This is a genomic window from Paenibacillus sp. 2TAB19 (assembly GCF_052115185.1).
Taxonomy (GTDB): domain Bacteria; phylum Bacillota; class Bacilli; order Paenibacillales; family Paenibacillaceae; genus Pristimantibacillus.
Window position 1 is genome coordinate 1 of record NZ_JBFRGE010000064.1, and the last position, 12906, is coordinate 12906.

Genomic DNA, 12906 nt, shown 5'->3' on the forward strand with positions numbered 1-12906 from the left:
TTCCTTCCTATTCTTGGTGTCTATCCGTTTTTGCAAAAGTATTTTGTATCCGGCATGATGTTAGGTTCAGTCAAAGGCTGATGCGGTTTTTCGGCCGTCACTTTATTAATCGGACTGGCGGCCTTAAAATAAGACTATGATAGACGGGGGTATGGGAATGAATAAGAGCTATAAACTGATTATTGTCATGTTCGCAGCATTATTATTGGTTGGAGGAGCACTATCGGCTTGCAGCAACAACAGCGGCAATAACGGAACGGCGAGCACGAACAATGGTAAAGCGGAAGGAGAAGCTTCCGGCAATAACGGGACAGAGGAACCGGTCGAGCTGACGATGTTTGTCGATGCCACATGGTATCCTTTCCAGGACTGGAAAGGTGAAATACCGGAAGCGATTACGAAAGCGACAGGCGTTAAGCCGAAAATTACGGTAGCTACGGATGACAAACAGCTTGCCTTGATGGTCGCATCGGGAGATTTGCCCGATATCGTCGTTTCCTTCAACTTCAAGCTTATGTCGGATGGCAACATCAGCCTTCCTTATAACGAGATTTTTCCGAAATATGCCCCAAGCGTGAAGTTTGATCCGGTCAAGGAGCTCGTCAATACGGTCAGCGACGGCAACTATTACGCCATTCGGAACGACTTCTCAACTGAAGCGGAGTGGAAAGCTAGCCCATATGCCCATATGATGGTACCGGGGCTTACGCTTCGCAAAGATATTTTGGAGGGAATCGGCAATCCGTCTATTAAAACGCTTGAAGATTTGGATAAGGCATTTGCAGCTGTTAAGGAGAAATATCCGGATATGACGCCGCTTATCCTTAATCCGAACTGGCAACGGCCTTACTTTGATACGCAATTTGGAGCGGTAGGAGGTTTTGCAGATAAGGACGGGAAGATTGAGTACTACCTCAGACAAGATGCCACTCGTAAATCGATGCTGTATATGAACAGCTTATACCGCAACGGTTATGTTACATCGGAAAACTTTGCCTACAAGAATGAATCGGAGACGGAGCAAATGATGGTTTCCGGCAAAGGCTTTGGCTATACTTGGACTTATTCCGGCGCGGATCGTCTCAATGCTTCCAGTAAAGACTCAGGCTTACAATTTGTTCAGCTCGCCGAGCCTCTGGGAGCTGATGCCAAGGTTGTTAGCACCGGAACCGGCGGACTTGGCATGTATGTGTCGAAGGACAACAAAAATGTAGAAGCGACTGTGAAGTTCCTTGAATATTTGTATTCTGAAGAGGGCTGGCGTACAGCGGAATGGGGAATTGAGGGACAGGACTGGACATGGAACGAGGCTGGATACCCAGAGTTCAACTATAATGTTCAGGATTTGGAGACGCTTAAGGAAAAAGGCGTTTATTGGTGGGGTGTTCCAACCGAGACGGGTGTCGGAATGGCACTTGGAACCTTTAAGAGCGGATCGGAAACGACTCGTCAAGGCGAAGCCTACTCGAAAATCACAACCTTCAACCCGGCAATCGGCATGATTAATCCGGATACGGATTCTCCCGAACAGATCATTCGTACCAACATTGACAACATGGTAAAGACGGAGGTTACGAAGGTGTATTTAGCGCCTACGGAAGCCGAAGCCGTCCAGGCATACGAAGAGATACTGAAAAAAGCGGAGAAGATCGGAATGTCGAAGCTGGAGGCTTGGGCAACCGAGCAATACGGACCATTAAAGGAAAAGTATGATAGCTTGACGAAATAAGAGGCCGCTTATAAGCTCATATGGAAGGTTAGCCCGCAAGGGCGGCTTTCCGTATGAGCTCGCTTGCTTCCATTTTGTTTTTCACCGGGGAGATTAGTTAATATGCGCATTAGTACTAAAATGGTTGTTGGCTATATTTTTCTTATCGTTCTCCCGTTCCTTATTTTTTCGGCGTTTGTCTATAATCAGCTCTATGGACGCTTGATTACACAGTATCAACTGACCAATCAGCAAAATATCGAACAGCAAGGGGGGAATTTGGAAGCCAGTCTGTCTAAGATCGAATCTTTGTATTCCATCTACCAAAATAATACCGCCTTGCTTGACTTCTTGCGGGGGGATTATGTGTATGACAGGGATCTTATTTACTCGTATTTAAAGGAGATCAGTCCAGCCTTTGCATTCGCGTCTCTTGGGGAGCCAATGGTCGAGCAGCTTGTCGTGTACCCAAAAACGCAGAATAGGTTGTTGTCTTTCCCGGAATTCGCGGACTATTCGGAGATAGGGAGCAAGCTCAGCAGCGAGGAAAAGAGAAAGCTGCTCCCGGCAAAGGGGTTGTGGAAGAAATCTAACAACGCCGGGTCGGAGCCTTCTTTGGTGTACTACCACAAGCTTTATAGTGAATCGTATACCAGTGAGCTGGGTATTGTTGAAATTACTGTAAAATCAGAGCTCATAGAGACGTTTATGAAAGCGCTTAGCGCGATTCATCCGCAAAATACGGTTATGCTGATGGATTCGGAGGGCATCGTTTTCAGCTCAAGCAGGGAAACGTTCATCAGCGCTGGGCTGCTTGCGAGGATTAAAACCTCGGTTCTGAGCAGAGATGACCGTACATTTCTTGTTGACGGAGAGAGACTTATGGTTAATTCCGTACAAGTGCCGCGCCTCGGCTTAACCGTTGTTGAAATCAACAAACAAGACGCCTTGTTCCAATTTTTGTGGACGAAGCTTTGGCTCGCAGGCGCTGGAATCGTCCTTCTTGGTTTGCTGTCGGTCTTTTATTACGTTTTATTGTCATCGCTTACAAAGCGGATTTTGCTTCTGTCCCGGCATATGCGCAAGGTAGGCTTGGATGATATTGGAACGCCGTATGCGGGAAAGTTGGGCAAGGATGAGATCGGCTTCCTCATATCCAATTACAATGCCATGATCGGGCGCATYGATGAACTCGTCAATCACGTACAGAAGGTAGAGCTGCTGAAGAAGGATGCGGATTTCAAAATGCTGCAAGCGCAAATCCAGCCTCATTTTTTGTACAACACGCTGGAAACGATGCGAATGCTTGCAAGGTCCAATAAGGATTATACGGTAGCTGAGATGGCCTATTCCTTAGGCAATCTACTTCGCTATAGCTTATCTCAAAGTGATGATACAACGCTTGGGGAGGAGCTGGAGCACGTCAAGGCTTATATTGCCATTCATCAGATTCGGATGAGGGATCTTCTGTTCGAGCTTGAATCGGATGAAGAGCTGCTCAAGATTCGTTGTCCGAGATTTATTTTGCAGCCGCTCGTAGAGAACAGCATGATTCACGGACTGACGAACATCCGGGGGACGAAGTCGATAGCCATCCAGTTCAAGAGAGCTAAGGCTGCGATTGAAATCCATGTTACGGATAACGGAGCRGGTATTCCAGAATCGAAGCTGTCCAATCTGCGGCTAAGACTTCAAGGCGGAATAGCTGAGCTCGCTGTAACGACAGGAACGGGCATTGGTCTCGGCAACGTAATCGAGCGCGTGAAGGCGTATTTCGGCAAGGAATCGAAGATGCTTGTCACAAGCGGAGAAGGACAGGGGACGACGTTTACCCTAATTCTGCAAACGGGGGAGATCAAGCATGTTAAGGCTGATGATTGTGGATGACGAACCCATTATACTAGAGGGCATTCGCGATATGATCGAGGAAGAAAACACGCCGTTCGGCAAAATCATATTGGCTAACGATGGAATCGATGCACTGGAGAAAATCTCCTATTTTCAGCCCGACCTTATTATAACGGATATCCATATGCCAGGGATTGATGGTCTTGAGTTCATTAAGCAGGCACAGCAGAAGAAGGTGAAACGGTTCATCATTCTTACCGGACATGATGTATTCGAGTACGCCCGCAAAGCGGTTCAATTGCAGGTCGCGGATTATATGCTCAAGCCCGTTAATCAGCAAGAGCTCGCCGAGCTATTGAAGCGAATCGCCTTGGTGCTATTGGAGGAAAAACAGCACATACCGGAGCCAATATCGTTGAATCTATTAGCGGATTCTTCGCAGAACGAGAATATTTCTCTTATGAAGGCATTTATTGAAACGAATTATATGAAGGATATTTCTCTGCCTGATGTAGCGACAAACCTTAACCTTCATCCAAGTTATGTCGGACAAATGTTCAAAAAAGAAACAGGAGACACCTTTGTCAAATACCTAAATCAGGTGCGTATTGAGAAAGCAAAGCAACTACTAGAGGGTACCAAAGATATGCCGCTGGACAAAATCGCCAAATGCGTTGGTTACGATAACAGCCGTACGTTCTACAAGGTTTTTCGGAAAACGGTAGGCGTTACTCCAGGAGAGTATAGGAAATCAGGTTGTCATTGATGCAGGCTCCTGAACTGCCGCGGTGTCATATCCATAGAAGCGAGGAACAACCGGGAGAAATGGGAACGCTCCATGCCAAGCTCGATCGCGATGCGGGCTGTTGTCCAATCGGTAGTCAGCAGAAGCTGCTTGGCCTTCTCCATGCGTATTTTGATGATATACTGGTGTGGGCTGATGCCAAACGCTGATTTGAAATAACGGAAAAAATAGTTTGGACTGTAATTGAAGTTGTCAGCAATCTGATCGATCGTCAGCGGGCCGTCGGCGTGTTTGTCAATATAGCTCAAGATGTCATTCCAGCGCTCGGCGGCCGGCGAGACGGCTGCTGACGGCTTTTGCGGCTCCTGCTCCCAAATAAATTGAAGCAGCTCGAATATGGCCGCTTTCACAGCAAGCCCAGCGAAGGCGTTACCGCAATGAAAACGCTCGATGAGCCTGCCGAACAGCGTTTCTGCTTGCAATTGATCGCTTAGAGAGATGTGTAGTGGCGTATTTATGAGTTGAAATAAGGGGATTTGCCCCACGGTTGCGTCGAAATGACAAAACATTTGGCGATACGGATTGTCTGGAGAAGTGGAATAAGAAATAAGAGCGCCAGCAGGCAGCACGAACAAATCGCCAGTCCGGGGACTGAAGGTCGAATTGCGAATTTGAAGCGTCCCTTCCCCTTCCAAAAAATAATAAAGGCAGTTATTCGCCGTGATGTGATTGTGATGCTTCCATTCGGAAGGCACTCGGACATGTCCGGCCATTGTCACGTTCACCTGAAGATCCTCGAAATACTTCTTAAGCCGCAATTGATTCACGCCTTACGCCTCCTTTTTCTTTAGATATTATCATATTATGAGTACAAAAGCAGGTTAGTTTTATACACAAAAAGGTTACGTCTTCCTCTCTTCGAAAGCGCTAATTTCCGATATGATCGAATCGATGGAGCTTATCATCACTTAGTTCGATTTATGAAGGGGTGTATCGCATGCATAACGAAGAGGCCGTTGCGGCAGCAGGTGTTCCTAGCCGAAGCCAAGAGCTTGATGTGTATCCGGGTTTCGTTGCCCCGCCAGTAGGTTACGGTGAGGTTGCGTTCTATTGGTGGGTCGGCGAGCCGCTTAGCAAGGAAAGGTTGACTTGGCAGCTGGAGCAGTTAAAGGATCATCATATAACGGGATTGCAGATCAACTATGCGCATAGCGACGAAGGCGGAGACGCCTGGGGATTGACGTATGCGAGTGACCCTCCGTTATTTTCTGAAGCATGGTGGGAGCTGTTTGCCTGGTTTGCGGCGAAGGCCGGTACATACGGCATCGCGGGCAGCCTAAGCGACTATACGTTGTGTGCGCCTGGACAGGGGTGGTATACGGATGAGATTCGGGCGCAAAGGCCGGATATTGCCGGATCGAACCTTGCGCATTTGGAGTGGATAGCAGAGGGGCAGAGCAGTTGGATCGAGAGAGAGCTACCCGCTGGCTTGATCTCAGCCTCTGCATTGTTGGAGGATGACAACGGCGGACCGCCGAAGAAGTTGATGAATCTCATGTCCTTCATTAAGGGTGGAAAGCTTCAGTGGGAGAAGCCGGAGGGTAAATGGCATGTATCCATCGTATATGAAGAGCCCAAGCTGCGATCCATCGATCCGATGCATCCGGACAGCGGGGCTATGGTCATTCAGCATTTTTTCGGACGGTTCGAGGAGCGGCTGTCTGGGATAAGCGGCGCCAAGCTGGGATTCTTTTTCTCGGACGAGCTGGATTTCGGCATCCGGGGACGCTTGTGGAACGACGGCTTCAGGGAAGCTTTCATTAACCGCAAAGGCTACGACATCGCGCAGGAGCTATCGGCCTTGTTCATCGATATCGGCCCGCGAACGGCTAAGATCCGACTCGATTACGGGGATGTCATGGTGGCATTATCCGAGGAGCATTATTTCATTCCGGTATTCGAGTGGCATCAGGAACGCGGCATGATTTACGGCTGCGATCACGGCGGTAGAGGGAAGGACATCACCGAATTCGGCGATTATTTCCGCACGCAACGCTGGAATCAAGGACCGGGCTGCGACCAGCCCGAATTTCAAAGCGATTTGATCAAAAATAAAGTAGCCAGCTCCATTGCCCATCTCTATGAGCGGCCGCGGACTTGGCTTGAAGGCTTCTACGGCACCGGCTGGGGCACAACGACGTCAGACGTGACAGATGCTGTGTTTCGCAATTTCGTATCCGGGCATAATCTGCTGACGCTGCACGGTCTATATTACACGACTTTCGGCGGCTGGTGGGAATGGGCTCCGCCTTGCAATCATTTCCGTATGCCGTATTGGGAGCATATGAAGACGCTCATGGCATGCACGGAGCGGCTCAGCTATTTGCTCAGCCAAGGGGTTCATGCCTGCGACGTTGCCATTGTCTATCCCGTTGCGGCTATGGAAGCGGGGCTTGACGGGGAAGCGTCGGTGAAATCCGCTTTTGAAATAGGCGAGCACTTATATAAGAAAGGTATCGATTTTGATTTTATCGATTTTCAGTCGCTAGAGCGGGCAACAATGGAGGATCGCAAGCTTCAAGTGGCAGGAGAAGCGTATCGCGTCTTAATTTTGCCTTCCATGCGAGCTTTGCGTTATTCGACGCTAAAGAAGGCTCAGTTGTTTCACGAAGCTGGCGGCGTTGTTATTGCGCTGGATCGGCTGCCGGAAGCGAGTGATCGAATCGGGGCGTCTGACTCGAAGTTAGACGGTATTGTACGATCCTTGTTCGGCTGGTCGGCAGCAGAGGCTGCTGACAAAAGGGGAAGCCGTTTTCAGATGAGTCGTACAGGCGGTGCTGCCTATACGTTGCATTGTTACGAGGAGGTAGAGGAAGCAATTAACAAGGCTTTCCCGCGTGATTTTGCTTGTCTCATGGAAGAGGATGATTCGCCAATACCTTATGTTATGCATCGCATAATCGGCTTTCGGGATATATATGCCGTATATGGAGGATCGAGTGGGACCGAATGCTTCTTCCGTTGTCATGGTGCAATTGAGCTGTGGAATCCGTGGGATGGATCGGCTTCTAGCCTTCAAGCGGAACGGGTTACGGCTGAGGGCACGTATATCAAGCTGCCGCTGGGCAGGACGGAAATCCAATTAATTGTGTTCGCTGACGAGAAGCGGGTTCAAGCTTCTGAGAGAAAGCATTCGGAGCAGGGGGAAATACGGTCTCGCACAGTGCTGCAATCGCTGAGCTTGGACGGAAAATGGGCATTTGAACTAAGGCCGACGATGGACAATCGGTTCGGAGATTTCCGACAGCCGCCCGAGGAAGGGGTTATCGGAGCGGAAGCACGCCAGTTCCGGTTCGCTTATGAGCTGGCTAGTGGATCGCCACATGAGAATGAGAGACATCATCCTGAATTTGATGATTCCTCCTGGCAGAAGGAGACCTGCGGGTACGGATCTTTTATGTGGCAATTGGGACCGCTTCCTGTTGCTGCTTGTAGTGATGAATTAGAAAGCAGACTCGCTCATATGACGAACGCGCCTGGAGAACATTTGGTTGAGGCGAGCGGTAAGGTTTACGAATGGAATTCATATGCATATTCGACGCGGTACGGTATAGAAGGAGATCCGGGTCATCAGGGCTACCATGGGCTGAAAGGCGAGATAACGGATCATTTTATTGCCATTGGCCGTTCAAGATTCGATTTAACGGGTACAAGGTATGAAATAGAAGAAGGAAACCTTACTTACTTTTGGACATCTTTTGTTGGTGACGGCAGAACGGGCGTACACTTGCGAACCGGAGGAGTTACGCCAGAGAAGATATGGCTGAACGGGGAGTTGATTGAAGGAAAGCAGGACCAGCTCATGATTAAGGAAGGTGTAAATACGGTGCTGCTTCGTTATGGTCGCGCCGGTCGCGGGCATGTCGTATTCGAGCGCACGGATGCTCCCGGCGATTGGAAACAGGAGCTGCCGCTTGCTATGTCCTGGCATAACAACCCGGCTGTCATGGCATATGACGCTTATCCCGGCGCAAGCAAGCCGCCTGCAGGCTGGTATCGCTTCACGGCTCCTCCCGGGCTTGAAGCAATGCAGGTTAGCGCCGCGCATAGGCATATTCGTGTGTGGGTGAACGGGAGTGAATGGCCCGTTGACTCCAATCCTGCTCAAGAAGGCGGCCTCTACTCGTTCCGAGCGTCAAGCACATTGAAAGAGAACGTGATTAGCCTCGTGGCCGTTCGCATAGCGTATGATAAACCTTATTATGGAGGGGCGGCGCTGCCAGAGCCYATACGATTGCAGTGCAGAGCGGGATTCATGGAGCTTAGCGATTGGTCGGCAATCGACGGGCTAACCTGTTACTCCGGCGGAGCCGTGTATCGGCGCGACATCGAATGGCCTACTGGCGATCAACTGCAGGACAGCTTGGCTATGCTCGATCTAGGGGCCGTGTCATCAACCGCTGAAATCCACGTGAACGGTCAGCATGTCCGAACAATTGTACAGGCGCCATGGACCGCGGATATTGCCCCGTGGCTTAATCCAGGCGTCAACACGCTGGAAGTGCTGGTGTACAACACACTCGCCAATCATTATGTGACGATTCCGACTCGTTACCGGGGTGATCTCACCTCGGGGCTGCTGGGTCCGGTCAGACTGGATATTCTTGGAAAGTTATAACATCGAATGCGACTTGCATTAGTCCATGTTATTTTTTTCGGGACCTGTATTGGGTAGCCGTCATCCCGTAATATAGTTTGAACGAATGACTGAATTGTTCCAAGGTTGCAAATCCGATCTTTGCAGCAATGGCACTAATAGACAAGTCGGTTTCTGCAAGAAGCTGGGCTGCGGCGCTCATTCGGGATTGCTGTTTTTTATCCTTGAAGGATACGCCATATTGCTTCTGCACAGTCCTCTCCGTCTGTCGGGTACTGAGACCCAGCTTGTCCGCAAGCTGACTTAGCGTAATGGAAGAGTACTCGTATAAGAAGCAATTCTCGATGGTAAGCAGCCTGCTGTCATCCAACGTTTTGATCGGAACGTTCGTCGGAGAGGAGTTGTCCACCCTATACTGCCGAATCATCTTGGTAACGTTCATTTCCAATATATTCGTTGCCACATGGTGAAACCCGAGGCGCCTCGATGACAGCTCGTCTGCAAGCATTTCGAACAAGTCCATCATATTTTCATTGTCCGGTCCGATCCAGAATGGTGTGTTCACCAGCAATTCCGACAGGAGGATATCCTTATGGTAGCCCTTATGGTAGCTGTATTTGCTTACAGTAGTCTGGGAATCGCCAGGGAGCACTTCGAAGAAGATGCAGTATTCTGCCATAGGATCGCTGTGATCCGGAATCTGCTCATGTGCGACATCCGGACCGGTCATAAACAACGTTCCAGGTGTGAGGGGATAACGCTTGCCATCCGCCACCAGAATGCCATGACCGCTAGGAATGTAATGAAGCTCATAGCTTCCGTGACTGTGGCTGTGTTCGCGCATCGAGCTGTAGAAATAGCCGAACTTCACATACAAGACATTCAGTACAAAGTCGCCAAGCACGAGCTTAATATCCATATTGCCTAAGTTAATAGGGGGCAGGTTCATATCCATGTTCTCCTCTGCCAAAATGCGACACCTCGAAGGTACCTTTGGTCGTCTCAACTGATAACGTCTACATGCGTGTATCGTTATAATTATAGCGAAAAGCAAAGAGTATAGGGAAGTGGGGGAAATAAGACTATGTCAAGGTCAACTGCGCGCATGTTTGAAAAAGGAAATTTTGCTTATTCCTATACCGAGGTACCGGTATCCAACCCCGGATACGCTTGGCGGGACGGCATGGTCTGCGGCAACGGCGAGAACGGTTATATTACGTCAGGATCGCCATATTCGGACAGCTTCATCTTTCAGTATATGTGGTTCAACTATCCGTCGAGAGATCCAAGATTCATTCCTAATGAATTAACGGAGCAGCTTGACGATGCGAGATGGAATGTGTTTAACCAAAATGACCAATGGAAGATTAAGGACGAGAACGGTTCGACGCGAATAAGAACGTTCTACTACAGCTATCATCCCGGGCATCAGGTTAGGTTAAGCGCGGCAAATAGGGGAAGCGTATCCGGCTATGAGCGCTGGACGAATTATGAGACGGCGGAGACGGGCGTGCGTTACACCGATGAGTTCGGAAGGTGGACGAGAACCTCATTCACTTCCAGAGCAGACAATGTTTCGATTACGAAGATCGAGCAATCTGCCAATGGTACCAAAATTAATATGACGATCTCCATCGATGATATTTCGAATATGAGCCGTGCCCGCAACGGCACCTCTGAGATATCAGCACTTCAGTATAAGAAGCTGGTGGATCCGCAGGCTAAATATATTGCACAGGTCGTGCATTACCCGTCCTATGAGGGCAGCGAGCTTCGGAATGCAGGATATGCGGGGTTAACGCAGGTGCTCGTGGTGAACGGCACGAAGAAAAGAATACTGCTCGAAGAAACGAATGAAACGATGAACGTTGGCAGCGAGCAGAATCCGGCGATTCAAATTATAGATGCCGACGCCGTATATCTTATTACGCAATCGAATAGAACGTATGAGATGGGCAGAATTGAAGATTTTGCCGGACAGACGGAACACGCTCTCGTAGAGCAGTTGTTCCGGCATACGAACGATGTCGCGCTGAAGTATAGCGATGCTCAAGGTCCTTTTGATTATTATGCTGCCCTTGCTCCCCATGCCGAGCAGCATGCTGCCGAATTTAATGCTGTTCGTTTCTCGTTAGCCGGCGATGACATGGATAAGCATGTGGATAACCTAGCGCTGATTCATAACCAACAAGCAACGGTATCAAGAATTAATCATGCCTTTATGGAGCAAGTTTACAACCAGGGCCGGTTTGCGATGATATGCTGCGGCGGCTCAAGCGCGCCTCGCTTGTACGGCATGTGGACCGGCGAATGGAATCCGGGCTGGCGCGGCATCTACACCCTTGACGCAAATGTGAACTTGCAGGTCGCGGCCATGAATACGGGGCATTTGACGCATGCACAGTTGGGTTACATCGCATTTTTTCTGCGAAATGCGCCGGACTTTGCATACAATGCCCGCATTGCTTACGGCATGCATGATGCGCTTCAGGTATCCGTCAATTCTGACGGCGACCGCGGCATGCATGTCGAATACGATAACGATTATCCGTTTGAATATTGGAATGCCGGAGCAAGCTGGTGTCTGCTGCCGATTTACGAATACTGGCAATGCTACGGAAATAGGCAAATTCCCATTGTTGATGCGATGAGAATCCATGAGCTGCAGCCGCTGCTCAGCGTCCATGACGGTGGACTTTCCGATGAGGAATTCGCTAACCTTTTGCGAAAGGGATATCTGGAATTGGAGAAAGATATTTTGCTTCCGCTCCTGACGAAGCAGGCTAACTTCTGGGAGCAGATATGTACACCGGAATATTACACGGACAAGAACGGCAATGCTTGTCATCAAAGAGGCAAAGCATCGTTAAATCCAGGCGAGAAGTATATGATTATCCCGACCTATTCGCCGGAAAACAATCCGATTGGCTATAACAGCACGATTACGGCTAATGCGACGATGGACATTTCTGCTGCCAGAGATGGTCTGCTAATGGTTATAACGATGGAGAAAGCCGTCAAGCGCGAAGGCTATGAAGCAGCTGTTGCCAAGTGGGAAGCGCTCTTAAATCTGCTGCCTGATTATAAATATGATGCGGACGGCGCTTTGCGCGAATGGGCGATGAATGAATACACGGAAAATAATAACCACCGCCATCTGAGCCATTTGTACGTTGCTTGGCCTGCTTACGAAACGCAAAACAATAAATCGCTTGCTACAGCAGCCAAGATCTCGCTTGCGAACAGAGACAAATACAACACGAAGGACGCGACCGCGGGGCATGGCTGGATGCATAAGGCGCTGGTTAGCGCGCGGCTCAAACAAGGCGAAGGCGTACTCTCTTCGCTGCTGCCCATGATGACGGACGCCGGTTATTACCCATCGCTGATGACAGACCATGATACGAATCGCAGAAATCATTGCTATTGCACCGATACGTTATTTGGCGTCGTAGCTTCGGTTAACGAGACGTTACTATTTTCGAACACGGGCGAAATCGAGCTGCTTCCGGCATTGCCTTCGGATTGGGAATCGGGATCTATGGATGGACTTATGGCAAGAACGCAAGTTGAGGTAAAGCAGCTTTCTTGGGATCTATTGACTGGAACTGCCAAAGCTACATTGAATTCAAGAATTGACGATAATACCGTTCGTTTAAGCGCTGGTGTTCCTTGGACGAAAGTGATCGTTAACGGTGAGGAAGCCCTTGCAAATGAAGATGATACGGGCAAGTTTATTGTGTTAACGTTGAATAAGGCAATAGATGTTTCGATCGATTTTATTTAGAGCGTTTACTTATGTTGAAGCAACCCGGCTGCGTTTTGCAGCCGGGTTGCTTGCATTATCGGGCACAGAACAACCTAATGCCATACATAAAGTCGAAATTGCCTATTCATTCAATCGGAATTTCGGTTTTTATGACAATGACGCTGCTATACAATGCATAA

The 12906-nt window shown here is 49.1% G+C and carries 7 protein-coding genes; 5 read left to right on the forward strand and 2 right to left on the reverse strand.

The window, feature by feature from the left end; translation table 11 throughout:
- Positions 1–157: 157 nt before the first annotated feature.
- The 3 genes from AB4Z33_RS23110 to AB4Z33_RS23120 all read left to right on the forward strand — a co-directional run bounded on the left by AB4Z33_RS23110 (position 158) and on the right by AB4Z33_RS23120 (position 4322).
- Positions 158–1729 (forward strand): extracellular solute-binding protein, encoded by a 1572-nt coding sequence (locus AB4Z33_RS23110; protein WP_442052150.1) that lies wholly within the window; start codon positions 158–160, stop codon positions 1727–1729.
- 102 nt (positions 1730–1831) lie between these two features.
- Positions 1832–3595 carry a sensor histidine kinase gene (locus tag AB4Z33_RS23115; RefSeq protein WP_442052151.1) on the forward strand — a complete coding sequence of 588 codons (1764 nt, stop codon included), beginning with the start codon at positions 1832–1834 and terminating at the stop codon, positions 3593–3595.
- Positions 3570–4322 (forward strand): response regulator transcription factor, encoded by a 753-nt coding sequence (locus AB4Z33_RS23120; RefSeq protein WP_442052152.1) that lies wholly within the window; start codon positions 3570–3572, stop codon positions 4320–4322. Before AB4Z33_RS23115 ends, AB4Z33_RS23120 begins: the two co-directional genes overlap by 26 nt.
- Here AB4Z33_RS23120 and AB4Z33_RS23125 read toward each other — a convergent pair.
- Positions 4316–5128, reverse strand: a complete 813-nt coding sequence (locus AB4Z33_RS23125; protein WP_442052153.1) for an AraC family transcriptional regulator — start codon at positions 5126–5128, stop codon at positions 4316–4318. The two genes, AB4Z33_RS23120 and AB4Z33_RS23125, sit on opposite strands and share 7 nt — an antisense overlap.
- Positions 5129–5298: 170 nt before the next feature.
- Here AB4Z33_RS23125 and AB4Z33_RS23130 point away from each other — a divergent pair, with 170 nt between their 5' ends.
- The gene (locus AB4Z33_RS23130) at positions 5299–8979 is read left to right on the forward strand and encodes a glycosyl hydrolase (protein WP_442052154.1); all 3681 of its coding nucleotides are present in this window, start codon (positions 5299–5301) and stop codon (positions 8977–8979) included.
- 28 nt (positions 8980–9007) lie between these two features.
- Here the strand turns inward: AB4Z33_RS23130 and AB4Z33_RS23135 are convergent, their stop codons facing one another.
- Entirely contained in the window at positions 9008–9907 is a 900-nt protein-coding gene (locus tag AB4Z33_RS23135; RefSeq protein WP_442052155.1) for an AraC family transcriptional regulator, read from the reverse strand.
- Between the two features lie 135 nt (positions 9908–10042).
- Between AB4Z33_RS23135 and AB4Z33_RS23140 the strand changes: the two genes are divergently transcribed.
- Positions 10043–12745, forward strand: coding sequence for a glycosyl hydrolase family 95 catalytic domain-containing protein (locus AB4Z33_RS23140; protein ID WP_442052156.1), 2703 nt, complete (start codon positions 10043–10045; stop codon positions 12743–12745).
- Positions 12746–12906: the final 161 nt, after the last annotated feature.

Coding starts and splice junctions, on each gene's coding strand:
- AB4Z33_RS23110 (WP_442052150.1), top strand. CDS start 158: ATGAATAAGAGCTATAAACTGATTATTGTCATGTTCGCAGCATTATTA.
- AB4Z33_RS23120 (WP_442052152.1), top strand. CDS start 3,570: ATGTTAAGGCTGATGATTGTGGATGACGAACCCATTATACTAGAGGGC.
- AB4Z33_RS23135 (WP_442052155.1), bottom strand. CDS start 9,907: ATGAACCTGCCCCCTATTAACTTAGGCAATATGGATATTAAGCTCGTG.
- AB4Z33_RS23140 (WP_442052156.1), top strand. CDS start 10,043: ATGTCAAGGTCAACTGCGCGCATGTTTGAAAAAGGAAATTTTGCTTAT.